At 58.4% G+C, this 17332-nt stretch carries 13 protein-coding genes; 6 read left to right on the forward strand and 7 right to left on the reverse strand.

Going from position 1 to position 17332, the window contains the following annotated elements; genetic code table 11:
• The first annotated feature begins 83 nt into the window (after window positions 1–83).
• Window positions 84–2594 (forward strand): TonB-dependent receptor plug domain-containing protein, encoded by a 2511-nt coding sequence (locus tag ACSYTG_RS02910; protein WP_086646678.1) that lies wholly within the window; start codon window positions 84–86, stop codon window positions 2592–2594.
• A 160-nt stretch (window positions 2595–2754) separates the two neighbouring features.
• Here ACSYTG_RS02910 and ACSYTG_RS02915 read toward each other — a convergent pair whose 3' ends face one another.
• Genes ACSYTG_RS02915 through ACSYTG_RS02935 form a run of 5 tightly spaced genes read right to left on the reverse strand, consistent with a single transcriptional unit; the run spans window position 2755 to window position 7273 of the window.
• Complete coding sequence (locus ACSYTG_RS02915; protein ID WP_489783752.1) at window positions 2755–4104, reverse strand: AtzE family amidohydrolase; 1350 nt, start codon at window positions 4102–4104, stop codon at window positions 2755–2757.
• The gene (locus ACSYTG_RS02920) at window positions 4101–4289 is read right to left on the reverse strand and encodes a DUF4089 domain-containing protein (RefSeq protein ID WP_086646602.1); all 189 of its coding nucleotides are present in this window, start codon (window positions 4287–4289) and stop codon (window positions 4101–4103) included. Before ACSYTG_RS02920 ends, ACSYTG_RS02915 begins: the two co-directional genes overlap by 4 nt.
• Window positions 4290–4304: 15 nt before the next feature.
• The gene (hpxZ, locus tag ACSYTG_RS02925) at window positions 4305–4709 is read right to left on the reverse strand and encodes an oxalurate catabolism protein HpxZ (RefSeq protein ID WP_489783751.1); all 405 of its coding nucleotides are present in this window, start codon (window positions 4707–4709) and stop codon (window positions 4305–4307) included.
• 33 nt (window positions 4710–4742) lie between these two features.
• Window positions 4743–5969 (reverse strand): pyridoxal-phosphate-dependent aminotransferase family protein, encoded by a 1227-nt coding sequence (locus ACSYTG_RS02930; RefSeq protein WP_086646604.1) that lies wholly within the window; start codon window positions 5967–5969, stop codon window positions 4743–4745.
• Window positions 5966–7273, reverse strand: a complete 1308-nt coding sequence (locus ACSYTG_RS02935; RefSeq protein ID WP_489783793.1) for an allantoate amidohydrolase — start codon at window positions 7271–7273, stop codon at window positions 5966–5968. The genes ACSYTG_RS02930 and ACSYTG_RS02935 overlap by 4 nt, the downstream gene beginning before the upstream one ends.
• Window positions 7274–7616: 343 nt before the next feature.
• Between ACSYTG_RS02935 and ACSYTG_RS02940 the strand changes: the two genes are divergently transcribed.
• Both ACSYTG_RS02940 and ACSYTG_RS02945 read left to right on the forward strand, forming a co-directional pair.
• Window positions 7617–10061, forward strand: a complete 2445-nt coding sequence (locus ACSYTG_RS02940; RefSeq protein WP_095349345.1) for a TonB-dependent receptor — start codon at window positions 7617–7619, stop codon at window positions 10059–10061.
• Window positions 10062–10108: 47 nt separating this feature from the next.
• Window positions 10109–11482 (forward strand): 8-oxoguanine deaminase, encoded by a 1374-nt coding sequence (locus tag ACSYTG_RS02945; RefSeq protein ID WP_489783750.1) that lies wholly within the window; start codon window positions 10109–10111, stop codon window positions 11480–11482.
• 182 nt (window positions 11483–11664) lie between these two features.
• Here the strand turns inward: ACSYTG_RS02945 and ACSYTG_RS02950 are convergent, their stop codons facing one another.
• A complete protein-coding gene (locus tag ACSYTG_RS02950; protein ID WP_086646607.1) occupies window positions 11665–12960 on the reverse strand; it encodes a dicarboxylate/amino acid:cation symporter in 1296 nt (431 codons plus the stop codon).
• A gap of 256 nt (window positions 12961–13216) precedes the next feature.
• Between ACSYTG_RS02950 and ACSYTG_RS02955 the strand changes: the two genes are divergently transcribed.
• The 3 genes from ACSYTG_RS02955 (at window position 13217) to ppk2 (ending at window position 16544) form a co-directional block, all read left to right on the forward strand.
• On the forward strand, window positions 13217–13798 hold the full coding sequence (locus ACSYTG_RS02955; RefSeq protein WP_489783749.1) for an LOG family protein: 582 nt from the start codon (window positions 13217–13219) through the stop codon (window positions 13796–13798).
• Between the two features lie 144 nt (window positions 13799–13942).
• Entirely contained in the window at window positions 13943–15556 is a 1614-nt protein-coding gene (locus ACSYTG_RS02960) for an inorganic phosphate transporter (protein WP_086646609.1), read from the forward strand.
• Between the two features lie 70 nt (window positions 15557–15626).
• Window positions 15627–16544: a polyphosphate kinase 2 gene (gene ppk2, locus ACSYTG_RS02965; protein WP_086646680.1), complete on the forward strand. Its 918-nt coding sequence runs from the start codon at window positions 15627–15629 to the stop codon at window positions 16542–16544.
• 6 nt (window positions 16545–16550) lie between these two features.
• Here the strand turns inward: ppk2 and ACSYTG_RS02970 are convergent, their stop codons facing one another.
• Complete coding sequence (locus ACSYTG_RS02970) at window positions 16551–17315, reverse strand: lysophospholipid acyltransferase family protein (protein WP_095349305.1); 765 nt, start codon at window positions 17313–17315, stop codon at window positions 16551–16553.
• Window positions 17316–17332: the final 17 nt, after the last annotated feature.

Raw genomic sequence — 17332 nt, forward strand, 5'->3', positions numbered from 1 at the left:
TAATTAGTTGTATGAAAAAGGGATCGTTTGCTATGGTTATTAAAGTTGCGAGTGGAAGGAAAGCACTCCCAATAGTTGTTGTTATGGCGGCGCTACCGGCCACGGCATATGCTGGCACGGCGGAGGAAGGCAAAAGTCGGGACCGGCAGGGGGCACATGCAGCGCCAGCCCATCAGGCTGTTGTAAAAAATGCGTCCGCAGTAAAAAAAACTGCCCATAAGCAGGATGTTTTGCAGGCATCGCCAGAGCTGATCTCGGTTGTGGGCAAGCAGGAAGACCCGGTGTTGTCCGGCACTACGCGCAGGCATAGCACGGCTAATGTGCAGGTGATCAGTGCGCAGGAAATTGTAAGGACCGGGCAGAGCAACGCCATGGCTGCGCTGGAGCAGTTAATGCCTTCAGTCAGTTCCCCCTCATTCAGCGGGGTGGGGTCCAACCGTTTTATCCGTACCATGCAGTTGCGTAACCTCTCGGCCGACCAGACTCTGGTGCTGGTGAATGGTAAACGGCGGCACCTGACGGCAAACTTCAATGCCAATGCAGGCCCCAATTCCGGCACGGAACCGGCTGACCTGTCCCTGATCCCCTTAAGCGCGATTGATCATATTGAAGTCATTACAGAAGGCGCGTCCGCCCTTTATGGCCAGGATGCCATAGCGGGGGCGGTTAATATTGTGCTCAAGCACAATACAAGCGGGGGGTCGCTCAATTTTGTGGATAGCGGATATTACGCCGGAGATGGCGTGGGCGTAAACGGGTATGGAGACTACGCGATAAAACTGGGGAACCGTGGTGGTTATCTGGATGTTGCGGCGCAGGTTTCCAACCAGTTACCGACCAATCGCTCGGGCCTTTATACGGGCAGCATGTATTTCCCGCTGGCTGATGGCAGTGTGGACCCGCGCCAGACAAAGGCTGGCCGTGACTTTAACCGTCTGGAAGGGCTGGGCCATACAACAATGGAGACACTCTCCGTTAATGGTGCCCTGCCCATAACAGATAGTATTCGTGGTTATCTGACGGCCACCTATGGCCACAGAACGGTAGAAAATCAGGTGACCTACCGTAATCCGGCCAATAACAATACGGTTCGAGCACTCTACCCGGATGGTTTTATTCCGCTCATGGGCATGACCGAAAATGACTTTCAGGTTAACGGTGGCGTGCAGGGTACAACCGCTGGGTTTGACTGGGATGGCTATGTAACCTTCGGGCGGGATGATGAGAGCTATACAACTCTCAATTCCGATAACCCGACATTCGGGCTGGCCAGCAAACGCAATTTTTATGATGGTTCGGATATTTCCACCCAGTTGGTCACGGGTTTTAAAGCATCCAGAAACTTTACGCCCTCTTTTCTGTCTCGCCCGGTAACGCTGGAGTTTGGGGGAGAATACCGGCACGATACGTTCCAGTTAACGGCGGGGGAGTATCAGTCCTGGGCTAATGGTGGGGTCAAGGTGCTGGATGGGCCAAACGCCGGTGCCACCGCCACCCCCGGCGCATCGGGCCATATTGGGGCATCCCCCGATACAGCTAGCAACACAGCGCGCGATACGTTTGACGGGCACGTTAATCTTTCTTTCCATATTCTCCCAAAATGGGAGTGGACACTAGGTGGCCATGTGGTCAGCTATTCCAGCCTTGCCACAACGGAAACAGGGTCTGTTGGCACGCGGTATGATTTTAACAAACGCTGGGCCATTCGTGCGAATTTTAACACGGGTTATCGTCCGCCTACTCTTGGTCAGGAAAATTATTACTATACCTCAACATTTCCGACCTACACATTTGCACAGCTCCCAACCACAAGTGCTGCGGCCAAGGCGCTGGGTGGCGGCCAATTGAAAGGTGAATACTCACGCAGCTACAGCATTGGCATTGATGCGCACCCGGTGGATAATTTTACGTTAACCGCCAACCTTTACCGCATTGCCATTAACGACCGCATGGCAAACTCCACACAGTTTGGAGGAACAGCGGTGGAGAGTATGCTCAATAATCTGGGGTTAAATGGTATCCGCTACGTTCAGTACTATACCAACCCGGTTAACACCGTGACCAATGGTGGGGATGTTAATGCGGCATATAACCTGAACCTGCATAAGTACGGGCAATGGATTTTTTCTGTTGGCGTCAATTTTGCCGATACGGAAATCAGCCATTACAACAGCACGCCCTCTCAGCTTCTGGCTCTCAACCAGCCGTATTTTGATGCGTATGCCCAGAACACATTGTTACACTCTTCACCCAAAAACAGGGAAACCCTTGGGATTACATGGGCAAAAGACAAATGGCTCGTGTCTTTTCAGGAGCAGCGTTACGGGCAGTTGACATATATTGCCAACCCCAGCCTTGCGGCAAAGGACTGGACAGTGGTCAAACCCGCCTTCATTACCAATTTGACAGTCAGCTACGACATTAATCCCCGCTGGTCGCTTAGTGTGGGGGCGCAAAACCTGTTTAACAAATATCCCAATCAGGTTTCCAAGGCCGGGCAGGCGTCTTCGAGCGGGGCATTTAAATACCCGTATTATTCTGCCTATGGGTTTATGGGTGGGTATTACTTTGCAAAGATCAGCTACCATTTGTGAGGTGATGCCCCATTCATTTCATGGGCAAAAACCTTCATGCGTTATCAGAGCGCGCTGTATAATGGATTCCTTCTGGAACTCATTAAAAGCTGTTTGATTGCCAGATGTTTTTTATTCTGGGGGGCATGTGCCGGGTGAAGTGTTGCCCGGCACATGCTTTTTAAGCAGCCTGTTGCGCCTCAAGCGGGCAGCGCCCGGCCAGACCAGCCTGTTCCAGCTTGCGGGCCAGACTGAACAGAGCAGCCTCGCGCCCGGGAGCTGCTACCAGTTGCAGGCCCAGCGGCAGGGTGCCGGTGTTCCTGAGCGGCAGGCAGAGCACGGGCAGGCCCGGCAGGGTGATAGGCTGCGTGTACAGGCCCAGATTGGCACGGGCGGAAGCCGGTTTACCGTCAACCATAACGGTTGGGTCATCCAGTCGGGGGGCTTCGCACATAACAGCAGGGGCAATCAGCACATCCACCTGCTCAAACACGGCATGCACCTGCTGGCGGAACCAGCGGCGGAAGCGTTGTGCCTGCACATAGGTGCTGGAGGGCAGCATGGCACCAGCCAGAAGCCGGTCGCGGGTTGCAGGGTCGTATTCCTCTGCCGCTGCGCGCAGGCGGGGCAGGTGGAGCGTGCCACCTTCTGCCGCTGTAATCAGGAAGGATGCAGCCCGGGCTGTTGGTGTTTGTGGCAGTTCTACACTGCCCGACAGACCAAGATGCTGGCAGACCCGGCCTATGGCCGCAGCAAGGGCGGGGCTGAGGTTTTGCGCAAACCAGCCGCCAAGGCATGCCGCGCGTACGGTCTGGGGTTCGGGTTCGGCTGGTGTGTCCGCCATAATGTAAAAGGCGGCCATAAGGTCATCTAGCGTTCCGGCAAAATGCCCCACTACGTCCAGACTGGCGGAAAAAGGATAAGCACCCTCCCGCGGGAGGCGGCCGAATGTGGGCTTTAACCCCCATACCCCGCAGAGTGATGCCGGCACACGGATGGATCCGTTGGTGTCTGTCCCCAGTGTGAGCGGTAAAAAACCAGCAGCAACAGCCGCGGCCGACCCGCCGGAGGACCCACCCGCCATGCGGCTTGTATCGTGCGGGTTGCGGGTTATGCCGTAATGGGCGTTGTCGGTTGCAAAACCGTAGGCAAATTCATCCATGTTGAGTGTGGCAACGGCAATGGCTCCGGCTGCGCGCAGGCGGGCCACAATGGCGGCATCCTGCGTGGCGGGGGGAGTATTGCGCAGCACAATGGAGCCTGCGGTGGTAACATGGCCCTGAATGTCAAACAGGTCCTTGACTCCAAAAGGCACACCGGCCAGCGGGGGCAGGGGTTTGTTGCGGGCCAGCAGGGCATCCACGGCCTGAGCCTGCTCCATGGCCTGCTGCGCAAACAGGTGGGTCACGCTGTGAATGGCGGCATCACGCTGGTTGATGGTGGCCAGCACCGACTGCATGACGGAGGCCGCACTGCGTTTGCCACTGCGGATGTCCTGCGCAATACCCAGTGCGCTTGCAAAGCGGGTCATGGTGTGTAGTCTCCCGCTGGTTCGCATGTGTCGGGGAGTGGAAAATCCCTTACAAGGGCCGCATAGTTTTGCAACACATGGGTGTTGGCAATCACGCCAGCAATGCAGGCCGGGGGGAGGTCAAGCTCCATGGCCTGCGCGCGGGCAGCGACAAGAACCTCATCAGAGAAGGGAGGCGTGGTCATGGCATGCTCCTTTCCTTACAGTGTGGGGCGTTCGGTTTCTGGCTGTTCGGCCATGATGGACACATGGGCCGCCAGAATTTTCCAGCCATCGGGCGTGTTGATCCATGTCTGCATCTGCCGACCCGTGCGGGTAGAGCCGATGCGGCGGAATTCCAGACTGACAACCCCCGCCTGCGTGCCAATGGGGGTTATGGTGCGGCGCAACATGGTGCGCGGGGGCGAGCCACCTGTGCGGTTGCGGCGGAAGGCGGCAATCTCTTCCGCGCCGTAAAGGTTTTCCCCCACGCCGTAGCGCACGGTCTGTGGCCCCTGCCAGAACAGGGCGTCCAGCACGGTCACATCGTTTTCGGCCAGTGCGCGTTCGTACTGGTCCGAGCAGTGCGTGAGTGCGAGGATGGTCTGGGCGTCATCCAATGTCATGCGCGTGCCGTCCTTTTGCGGGTGGCCTTGGGGTTATGGCCATTCGGCCAGTGCGGCGTCCACGGCTGCACCACGGGGCAGCGTGTGGCCCTGTGCTGCAAGGCAGGCCTCCAGCGCGCCAAGGGTCAACAGCACCTTATGTTTGACGGCATTGTACCCCATGGTGCCAATGCGCCAGATACGGCCTGCCAGCGGGCCAAAGGCCGTGCCAATTTCTATGCCAAAATCATCGCGCATGCGGGTGCGTATGGCCTCACCATCCACACCATCGGGGATCCACACACCGGTTACGTTGGTCATGCGGTGGGCATCATCCCCAAAAATGCGCAGGTTCATGGCGCGCAGCCCCGCAATCAGGCATGCACTGGCCTGTGCGTGGCGGGCAAAGCGGGCATCCAGCCCTTCTTCGAGCACAATGCGGGCGGCTTCTCGCGCGCCGTAGAGCATGGTCGTGGCCTCGGTATGGTGGTTGAGGCGTTTTTCCGACCAGTAATCCATGACCATGGCCAGATCGAAGTAGTTGGACAAAATGCGTGCCCGGCTGCCATTGGTCGTACCTTCGCCCCGGATCCCTGCTTCCACATGGCGGCGGGCCATAATGTGTTCCGCTGCCCGGTCCGACACGGTTATGGGGGCGGAGCCGGGTGGCCCGCCCATGCATTTCTGCAACCCGCCGGAGACCACATCAATCCCCCACACATCCGTGTTAATGGCCATGCCGCCCAGCGTTGCGGTGACATCCGTGTAGGAAAGCACGTTGTATTTGCGGCAGAGTTCTCCAACCCCTTCCAACGGCTGGGCCATGGTGGTGGAGGTGTCACCATGAATGCAGGCGAATACTTTTGGTTTGTGGGTTTTTAGTGCGTCTTCAATCTGTTCCAGCGTGGCCACCTGCCCCCATGGCAGGTCGAGCGCGCAGATTTCCGCCCCGATACGCTCTGCAATTTCGGAAAGCAGGAGGCCAAAACGCCCGGCCCGCACCAGCAGGATTTTATCGCCCGGTTCCACAAGGGAGACCAGAGCCGCCTCAATCCCTGCGCGGGCCGTGCCATCCACCAGAAATGTCCACTGGTTCCGTGTCATGAAAATCTGACGGTACAGAGCCATGGTTTCGTTCATGTACTCTGTCATTTCCGGGTCAAACTGGCCCAGCATGTCAGCCGACATGGCACGCAGCACACGCGGATGCGCGTTAATGGGGCCGGGGCCCATCAACATCCGCTGGGGTGGGTCAATCTGCCGGAAAAACGTGGAACTCATGCAGAAAACTCCGTTGGTTTGTGTGCGGTTGTGGTGGCAAATGCGCGTATGAAATCCAGCATGACCAGAAAAGCCGTATGGGCATCATCATGCCGCACGGCTTCTGCGGGGTTGTGGCTGATCCCCTGATGGCAGCGCAGGAACAGCATGCACACCGGGGTCAGGGCCGCCATGACCATGGCATCATGCCCTGCACCGCTGACCAGATGGTGCGCCGCCTGCCTGGTTATGCGGGTGACGGATGCCGCAAGGCAGGCCGTTAATGCGGGGTTGCAGGGGGTGGCGGGCAGATCGTTCTGGAGTTCAATGCTCAGGCCCACGCCGCGTTCGTCTGCAATGTTCTGCAAGGCGTCACAAATCTGGGTGGTGGCCTGGTCGCGCACCTGTGCGGTCCCTGCGCGGATGTCCAGACTGAAGGTGGTCTGGCCGGGCACAACGTTGCTGGCACCGGGGCCAACATGCAACTGGCCAACGGTTGCCACCAGATCGGGCGGGCCATTTGCACCAATGCGCTCGATGGCCACCATGGCCTGAGCGGCTGCGGCCAGCGCATCCTTCCGCAAGGACATGGGCATGGTGCCGGCATGGCCCGCCACACCCTGTATGCTCACCTTGAAGCGATATTGCGCGGCAATGGCCGTGACCACGCCAACGCCCAGCCCGGCGGCTTCCAGCACGGGGCCCTGCTCTATATGGGCTTCCAGATAACCGACAACCTGTTCGGGTTTGTAGGCTGCCTCAAGGTAGCGGGCGGGGTCCAAGCCGTTCTGGTGCAGAACATCATGCAAGGTGGTGCCGCTGGCATCCACCGTGCCAAGGGGGAGGGCATCAAGCGTGCCGGCCACAGCGCGCGACGTAAGCATGGAGGCAGGGAAGCGCGAGCCTTCCTCATCCCCAAACCCGATGACCTCAATGGCAAAAGGCAGGCGCTCACCCTGAGCGGCCAGATGGGCCACGACCTCTATGCCCAGCATGACACCCAGCGTGCCGTCATAACGGCCCGCATTACGCACGCTATCCAGATGTGACCCGATAAGGAGCGCTGGGGCACCGGGGGTCTGCCCTTCGTAACGGCCGATCAGGTTGCCCGCCGCATCCGTGCGGGTGGCCATGCCTGCTTCGTGCATCCACAGGGCAACCTGTTTGCAGGTAGCCGCATGGGCAGGGGACAGATAAGCCCGAAAAAGACCGTCCTGCGTATCGGAAAAAGGGTGTGAGCCAAGATGGTCACACCGGTTGACCGGACGGGAGTCCTTTTTGCTGGCCTCTGCCGGGCCTTGGGGGAAGGGCGGGGTCGGGGTGATTGGTTTTGTCCTTGGTATGCAAATGCCTGATCGGGTTTTGCCAGCGCTGGCTGGCGTAGTCTGGCAATCATAGACGGATTTGGTCCGTTCTCCCAAAAGCAAAAAAGGCAATTTCGCGTTGCAAAATTGAGCGCGGCCCCCGTGCTGAAAAAAGCAATGAGAAAGTGCTTTTTTTTATTTTGTGAGAAAGGGAACTCGCAATTATATATCGGAATCGTATCGTTTATGGGCAGAGTTTCGGAACACACCCCGCCTTAGGCAATCTGCAGGGGAACACACCGCGATAATGCCTGACCCGCCGCCCTTCCCCCTGCTCCAGCTTCTGCTTTTGGGAGACTACACCATGCCTTCCCGATTTTTTCCCACCCGCCGTTCTGTCGGTTCATCCCTGACCTATCGGCAGCGCCTTGCGACCTTGACCTGTCTGGCCAGTGTTGCCGGCTTCTGTGCCAGTGTGCAGGGGGTGGGGCAGGCTTTTGCCGCCACGACCGACCAGAGCGCCCCTGTTGCGGGCAAGGCAGGGCATGCTCCGGCCAAGGCAGCGGCCCGGCATGCCCATGCCAAGCCAGCCAACAGGTCGGTGCAGGCAGGTGGGGCAGAGGAAATTTCGGTTGCATCCAACCGCACGGCCCGTTCCGGCGGTGGTGGCATGATGCGCCAGGAAGTGGCCCCCCACGCGGTGCAGACCGTGACCAAAGCCTACATCAATATGCGCAGCCCCACCTCCACACCGCTTGATCTGGTCAAGAACCTGCCCAGCCTGAATGTTATGACCCCCGACGCATCGGGGATGCAGGGCGGGTCCATCCAGTCACGCGGGCTGACGGACCTTGATATGGCGCTCATGGTGGATGGTGCACCGGCGGCAGCGGCCAAATACATGACCGAAGATATTGATTCGGAAAACCTGGATGAAGTCAGTGTAACCCCCGGCAGTGCCGCGCGTGACCTGCCGGTTATGTCTGCGGCAGGTGGGGTCATGAACTCGCGCACGCATCTGCCGTCCGAAAAAATGGGCGGCATGGTCGATTTTTCCTACGGCACCAACAACCTCTCACGCGAGTTCATTCGTCTGGAATCCGGCGAGATCGGCCGGACCGGGATCAAGAGCTTTTTCTCGTTCTCCAACACGCATGACCGGAGCTGGATGGGTGCTGGCACCAACCAGCGCAAGCACATCGACTTTGGCGTGCGCAAGGACTGGGAAAACGGGTCCAACGCCCACCTGTTCCTGTCCTGGAACTCTGAAGACTTCGTCATCGACAACTACCCGACTGCCGAGCAGTTCTACAAATACAAGCATACGGGCGATGGCTATGGCCGCTCTGCCAGCTCCAAGGATGTTAACTACTGGCGCAATAATAATGACCACTGGAACCAGATTTTTCTGACCGCTCCTGTGCATATTGTGCTGCCCAAGAAGCTGACATTCGACATCCAGCCTTATTTCAGCTTCGGGCAGGGGTGGGATGCCTCCCCCGGTGGGGTAGCCGGTTATAACAACCCTGTGACGAATAGCGTCGTAGGTGGGAACTATGCGTCAACGGGTCAGGCCGTGCCGTCTGGTACCAACATGACCAACTACTTTTTGGAAAATGAGGCGCGACAGGTCGGTGTGGTTGCCAAACTTGGGTATGATATTGATAAGCACAACCACCTGAGCTTTGGTTACTGGTACGAAAACAACCAGACCATTCAGTCCTACCCAACTGCAACAACCCTGGCCAATGGGGCCGCCTCCGGCCCTACTGCATCTGCACATGTGGTTGGTTCCACTTTTGGCCAGACCGCAGGGTATGAACTGCACTCGCTATTCATCCAGAACCAGTCGCGCTACCTGAACAACCGCCTGCTGATCAATGCCGGGTTCAAGTTCGTTATGTCCAACACCTGGAATAATGGCTGGATGGGGAACACAAACCATCCGACTGGCTCCAACTCTGGGGCGAATAGAACTGAGCCTCTGCCGCAGCTGTCCATCAGCTACCAGATTAACGAGAACAACCAGATTTACGTGAACGCGGAAGGTGATTACCGTCAGCCAAGTGCCACCGATCTGGGCTGGACATACGCGGGTACGCCAATTCCCAAAAATCAGTATTCCATCAAAGAAGAACTGGGTTACCGCTACCACAATAAATACGTTATGGTTGACATGTCTCTGTTCAACTACAACGTCAAAAACAGGCTTGTTGACCAGTATGTGGGTATGAACAGCTTTAGCCCCATGTCCATTGGCAGCCAGACCATGCGTGGGTTTGACTTCATGGTCGCGGGCACGTCTTACCATGGCTTCAGCCCGTATGCGTCGGTCGAGTATCTGCACGCTACGCAGGATAGCAACGTGTATGATCCCAACGACAACACGATGATCCACTCCAAGGGCACGCAGGCCATTATGGCCCCGCGGGTTATGGCAAACTTTGGTCTGACCTATACCTATAAAGGGTTTTTTGCGAACGGTTCCGTGCACTACACCGGCCCGCAGTCTGTTGCCATTGCCAACGACCAGCGTATTCCGGGGTATGTGACCAACACGCTCTCGCTCGGGTATCACTTCAAGCCGTTTGGTTTCCTCCAATCGCCTACGTTCAAGCTGAACTTTACCAACCTGACCGGGTCTATCGTGCGCACGGGTGCCATGGGCGCTGTTTACCGGGGGAGCGACCTGAACTCGCACCCGGTGTGGAGCGGCAGCGGCAGCAACACGGGTGGATTGGGTTATGGCAACTCGTTCATGGTGGAACCACGCTTTACCATGGTAGGTTCCGTCTCCACGTCCTTCTGATCAGTTCACCAGCGCACCCGGTTTTGCCGGGTGCGACAGGAGTTTGCATGCCACGCCGCACTTTGCTCACAAACATAACCAGACTGGTGTGTATGGATGACGCCCGCACCGAACTGGAAAACGGGTGGGTTCTGGTAGAAGGGCGGCAGATTGTGGCGCTGGGTGGGGGGCAGGTTGCACCCCCGTCCGGCGCTGACCACGTTATAGACCTGCAAGGCCATGTGGTGCTGCCGGGTATGGTGAACACCCACCACCATATGTACCAGTCGCTCACACGGGTTATTCCGCAGGCACAGGATGCCTCCCTGTTTGGCTGGCTTAAAACGCTCTACCCGATCTGGGCGGGCCTTACGCCGGAAATGGTGCAGGTCTCCACCCGCACGGCCATGGCGGAACTGCTGCTTTCAGGCTGCACCACAACCAGTGACCATCTTTACATCTTTCCCAACGGATGCAGGCTGGATGACCAGATAGAAGCCGCCTTTGCCATGGGCATGCGCTTCCATGCCTGCCGTGGTGCCATGAGCGTGGGGGAGAGCAAGGGGGGCCTGCCGCCTGATGCGCTGGTGGAGCGTGAAGCCGATATTCTGCGCGACACACAACGCCTGATCGAAACCTACCATGACCCCGAACCCCTTGCCATGCTGCGGGTTGCGGGCGCACCGTGCTCGCCTTTTTCGGTCAGCCGGGAGCTTATGCGGGACATGGCAACACTGGCCCGTGCCACAGGCACCATGCTGCACACGCATCTGGCTGAAAATGATCATGATGTCAGCTACAGCCGCGAGCGCTTTGGCCAGACCCCGGCAGAATATGCTGAAACACTGGGCTGGGTCGGGGCCGATGTCTGGCACGCGCACTGTGTAAAGCTGGATGCGGATGGCATGGCCCGTTTTGGCCGCACGCAAACAGGTGTGGCGCATTGCCCGTGCTCCAACATGCGACTGGCATCGGGGATAGCCCCGGTGCGGCAGATGCAGGCAGCGGGTGTGCGTGTGGCGCTGGGGGTGGATGGCTCCGCCTCCAACGATGGGGCCAGCCTGCTGGGTGAGGCACGGCAGGCCATGCTGCTCTCCCGCCTGCTCCCCGAAACCCCGCAAACACCGGGGATGATGAGCGCGCGGGATGCACTGGCCCTTGCCACGCGGGGTGGTGCGGCCGTGCTGGGGCGGGATGATATTGGCCAGATTGCCGTGGGCATGGCGGCGGATATTGTCGCGTTTGATGTGCGCGGTCTGGCCCATGCCGGTGCCCAGACCGACCCGGTAGCCGCCCTTGTGTTCTGCTCCCCCACGCAGGTTTCCATGAGCATGGTTAACGGGAATGTTCTGATACAGGACGGATACTTTGCCCGGCTGGACCTGCACGGGCTGGTGGCGCGGCACAACCAGCTTGCCGCGCAGTTGTGCGCTGGGGCGTAGGGCTGCCCATACAGGTGTTTTACCAGTCAGCCCCATCCGGCAAAGCAGGCGTTCCCCCCGGCGCATCGGCCTGACCGGTGCTGGCGGCGTGTCAGTTCCGCGTCGCCAGCATTTCTCTCCCTGCCTGTTTTTCCCAGTCTGTAGAAGCCTCCCGTTGGGAGGGAGGCCTTGTGGTCGTAGGGTCAGGCGGAAGGGATCTCCTTCCGGGAGGCATGCAGGGTTTTATTGAGCTGCTCTGTATCCAGTGCGTTTTCCCACCGGGCCACGACAATGGTCGCCACGGCGTTGCCCACAAGGTTGGTGAGCGAGCGGCACTCGGACATAAACCGGTCAATCCCCAGTATGAGCGCCATACCCCCCACCGGCACACTTGGTACAACGGACAGGGTGGCCGCCAGTGTAATAAAGCCTGCCCCTGTAACCCCCGCAGCCCCCTTGGAGCTGACCATAGCCACAAGCAGCAGGGCAAGCTGTTCACCAAAACCCAGATGCACGTCGGTTGCCTGCGCAATAAACAGGGCTGCAAGGGTCATGTAGATATTGGTGCCATCAAGGTTGAAGGAATAGCCCATAGGCACCACCAGCCCCACAATGCCCGGTTTGCACCCGGCCTGCTCAAGCTTGCTGATAAGCCCGGGCAAGGCTGATTCGGACGAGCTGGTGCCCAGCACAATCAGCAGTTCTTCCTTGAGGAACATCAGAAGTCGCAGAATGCTGAACCCCGCCAGCCGGGCAACAATACCCAGAATAACCAGCACAAACACGCCTGCGGTAAAGTAAAAGGTCAGCACCAGCCCCAGCAGATGTACAATGGAGCCAAGGCCAAACTTGCCCACGGTAAATGCCATGGCCCCAAATGCACCAACTGGCGCCAGATACATAACCAGCCGGACCACACCAAACACCATTTCCGTCAGGCTGCGGAACAGGTTCAGAACCGTCTCCCCCGCCTGACCCATCTGCGCCATGCTGATGCCAAACAGAATAGCGACCAGAAGCACCTGCAGGATCTCGCCCGAGGTAAAAGCCCCCGCCGTGGTGGAGGGAATGATCTGGAGCAGGAAGTCGGTAAAGGAATGGCCGTGTGCTGCCTGCACAAACTGCTCAACGGAGGCGCTGTCCAGGCTTTGCGGGTGGATGTGCATGCCAGCGCCGGGGCGCACGATATTGGCCACCACCATGCCCACAGCCAGTGCCAGCGTGGAAAAACACAGGAAATACAGCATGGCCTTACCCGCCACGCGGCCGGTCTGTTTAAGGTCCGCCATGCCTGCAATGCCGGTGCTGACAGTCAGGAAGATAACCGGCGCAATGACCATTTTGATCAGTTTGACAAACCCGTCTCCCAACGGTTTGAGCAACGTTGCAACGGAGGGGAACAGAGCGCCGACAAGAATACCTGCCGCCACGGCTGCGAGAACCTGAAGATAAAGGAACCGCTGGTGTGAGCTGGATAGGGGAGCAGTAGAGGGAAGCACGCTGGTTATCTTTCTGTTTTTATTGTTTTTGTTTTGGCGTCCGCAATGGGCGTTGGCGAAAAGTTATTCTGTTATATCAAGCCTCTCGGTGTAAGCAGGGGGTAGGCTACTCCCACTTGTTGCAGTTTGGAAAGGGTTGTCCCCTTATCTGGGGCATGAAAAAAACAACACTGTTGTGTGTTTGCCCCCGCACCTGTGCATGCGCGGGCGGAATGGGCGCATCATGTACCGGGGTTTACGGGGAGAATAAGCGGTCGTGCGACGGATTTGTGTGTTTTGTGGTTCCAGTGCCGGGCGTGGGCCTGCCTACCTGCATGCGGCAGAACAGCTTGGCCTGCTTATGGCCCGGCGCGGCATAGGGCTGGTGTATGGGGGGGCTTCGGTCGGGCTTATGGGGGCTGTGGCCAATGCCGTACTGGCCGGTGGCGGGCAGGTTACGGGCGTTATTCCGCAGGCACTGGTTGCGCGGGAGGTGGCGCATAACGGGCTGGAGGACCTGCGGATTGTAGGCTCCATGCACGAGCGCAAAGCCCTTATGGCGGATATGTCCGACGCCTTTATTGCCCTGCCCGGTGGCATTGGTACTCTGGAGGAACTGTTTGAGGTCTGGACGTGGACCCAGCTTGGCAACCACGCCAAACCTTGCGGTGTGTTGAATGTAAACGGGTTTTACAGCACGCTTGGCACGTTTTTGGACCACGTGGTGGCGGAGGGTTTTCTTAAACCCGCCCACAGAGCCATTTTGCAGGTTGGCCAGACACCCCAAGACCTGCTGGACGGGCTGGCCCAATGGCACCCCCCGCAGGAAACAAAATGGATTGCGCAGGATGAACGCTGAATTTGTTTCAATACTGCACCAATGGGGGTGATATTTAGATTATAGAGTTGATGTAAAAGGGATTTTTGTTTCACAATTTCTTAACGCAACCTGAATAAAAAGAGTTTTATCTTGCGCTCATCTTTTTCTGCGCAGGGTGCTTTTATGTCAGATACAATGCTGAGTTCTCCGGTTGGAGGACGTCCGAATATGCGTAAAGGGGAGCATCAGGCTTTCCGCATGTTCTTTTTGGGAGTGATCGCAGCAGCTCTGGCGTTTGTTGGTTACAGCGTGCTGGCTGACCTGCACGCTGTTGGTACCAGTGGCATAGCAACCGGGGCCTTCGCCCTGCTGGCTCTGGCGTTGCTTATTGCTCTGGGCTTTGAATTCGTGAACGGTTTTCACGATACGGCCAATGCGGTCGCAACGGTTATTTACACCAACAGCCTGCCGCCACTGGTTGCGGTGGTCTGGTCTGGTATGTGGAACCTGCTTGGGGTTCTGACCTCCTCGGGGGCGGTGGCATATAGTGTTGTAACGCTGCTGCCGGTGGAACTGATCCTGCAGGTTGGCAGTGGTGCTGGCCATGCCATGATCTTTGCCCTGCTGCTGTCCGCCATTGTGTGGAACCTGGCAACATGGGCGCTGGGTATTCCCAACAGCTCGTCCCACGCTCTGGTTGGCTCCATTCTGGGTGTGGGCCTTGCAAACCAGCTTATGTCGCCTTCTGGCAGCGCGCTGTATGGCGTGGACTGGATGCAGGTTAAAAAGGTGTTCTCCGCCCTGCTGTTTAGCCCCCTGTGTGGCTTTATTCTTGCTGCGGGCCTGTTCATGGTGCTGCGCGTTGTGGTGCGCAATGCCGCCCTCTACCGTGCGCCTGAAGGCGATGCCCCGCCCCCTCTGTGGATCCGTGGTCTATTGATTGGCACCTGCACGGGTGTTTCCTTCTTCCACGGCAGCAACGACGGGCAGAAGGGCATGGGCCTGATCATGCTGATCCTGATTGGTGCCGCCCCGACCGCCTACGCCCTGAACCGCGCCATGCCTGACAGCATGATGCCCGGCTTTGTGGAAACCGCACAGCAGGCCTCCCACGTGTTTGACGTGCACGCCCAGCCCATGCTCAAGCAGCCCACGGCGGAAGAAGCCCGCGCTCAGGTAACAGACGCGCTGCGCATCAAATCCGTAGCCCGTCCCGAAGTGTATGCCGCACTCTCCGTCCTGTCTGCTGATATTGCACAGGCCGTAAGTGGGTATCACTCCTTGCACGAAATTCCGGCAGCAACCGTGCCCAACGTGCGTACCGACATGTATCTGGTGGCGGAAGCCATTCACAACATGGGCAAGGCAGCAACCTTTAGCGCAGAAGAAGACAGCGAACTCGCCAAGTTTATGAAGCAGCTTAACGCAGGCACACGCTTTATTCCTGTGTGGGTTAAAATTGCGGTGGCTCTTGCTCTGGGCCTTGGCACCATGGTCGGCTGGAAGCGCATTGTTGTGACCGTGGGTGAAAAAATTGGCAAAAGCCACCTGACCTACGCTCAGGGTGCTTCCGCCGAGTTCGTGGCCATGGGCACCATTGGTCTGGCCGAAGGGTATGGCCTGCCGGTTTCCACCACGCATATCCTCTCCAGCGGTGTGGCTGGCACAATGGCTGCCGGTGGTGGTGGCTTGCAGTGGGGCACCCTGCGCGCCATGGGCATGGCATGGATTACCACCCTGCCTGCCGCCATGCTGATCAGTGGCGTGCTGTATGTGGTGTTCCGCCACATTTTCTAAAAAACTTCCGCTCTGGCGTGGTCATGCACCACGCCAGACACTGTTTCTGCCAAACAGCAAAGGCAAGATCATGTCTGATGCCAATGTGAACAGCCTTTCTGCTGCCGAGCGTGAACGCGAGCGTATCCGGCAGGAGATCATTGACGATCTGGATGAAGAGATCGAACTCGAATTGCAGGAAGAGGGGCTGGGGGGTGAGGCCTCCGTGTCTGACCGCAGCTTCCGCCATACCTATTTTAGCGAGCTGGTCCGCCTGCAGGGCGAACTGGTGCGTTTGCAGGACTGGGTGAAGGAAACAGGCCACCGTCTGGTGGTGCTGTTTGAAGGGCGCGATGCCGCAGGCAAGGGGGGGGCGATCAAGCGCATTACCCAGCGTCTCAACCCGCGTATCTGCCGCGTGGCTGCGCTGCCCGCCCCCACAGACCGCGAAAAAACACAGTGGTACTTCCAGCGTTACGTAGCCCAGCTTCCCGCTGCGGGTGAGATCGTTCTGTTTGACCGCAGCTGGTACAACCGCGCTGGTGTGGAACGGGTCATGGGGTTCTGCTCGGATGAGGAATACGAAGAGTTCTTCCGCTCCGTGCCAGAGTTTGAGCGCATGCTGGTGCGCAGTGGCATCCAGCTTGTCAAATACTGGTTCTCCATCACGGATGATGAGCAGGAAGCCCGCTTCCGTGCCAGAATAGAAGACCCGCTTAAGCAGTGGAAGCTCAGCCCGATGGATCTGGAGAGCCGCCGCCGCTGGGAATCCTACACCAAAGCCAAGGAAACCATGCTCGAGCGCTCCAGCATTGCCGAGGCCCCGTGGTGGGTTGTGCAGGCGGTGGATAAAAAGCGCGCACGGCTGAACTGTATCAACCATCTTCTGGCGCAGGTGCCTTACCAGCCTGTGTCTCACCCCGAGGTGGATCTGCCCCCGCGTGTGCATCATGCGGACTATGAACGCCTGCCTACGCCTGAAAACATGATTGTTCCAGAAATTTACTAGGTGTGTTCAAAAACCCTCCCCGCCCTGCGGGGAGGACCTGAAGCAGTTGTCCACGGCTTCAATCAGGGCCCGCCCGCTGGCCTCGTCCCGTTTGGGGGCGGCAAAATGCGGTCCAAGCTTTATACCGTAGCGCATGGGCAGGGGAGGGCGTTTTAAAAACGGCCAGCCCTGTGACAGATAGGGTGATGGTGTTTCTATCAGCACCACCTGCACGTCCGAGCGTGTGCGCTGGGCAATGGCGGCAAAGCCGGGCTGCACCGGGCCGGGTTCGGCCCCTGCGCGGGAGCGCGTTCCTTCGGGGAACAGCAGAAGCTGGCAGTCCTCATGCAATGCCTGGGATGCCGGGCCAATAATCCTGAGCAACGTATCGTGCCGCACATAGCCTGCGGTGCGCAGGGTGCTGCCCAGTACGCCCCGTTCCCATATGGAGGCTTTGGTCACGCACACCATATGCGGCAGGGCTGCGGCCAGCAGCAGGCAGTCCAGCCGGGAGGGGTGGTTGGCAACCAGCACAAGGTTCCGGCGCTGGGCAATGGCTGCCAGTTCCGCCATGTCACAGTCCAGAATACCTGCGGCATGTAGGTAGCGTACGGCCACCTTGGCCATGGTGCACAGCCAGCGCCGGGCCACACGCCTGCGGCGTGCGCCCTCGGGCATGGTATGGCGCAGCACAAATGCCCCTGCATCCAGCACCACAAAAACCCCTCCCGTTACCAGCAGGGAGGTATAAAAGCGCGCCGAGGCACTTATGGCGGAGGGGGATAGCGGCATGGGGCTACGGAACAGAC

The sequence above is a fragment of the Acetobacter sp. ESL1128 genome, assembly GCF_058505085.1.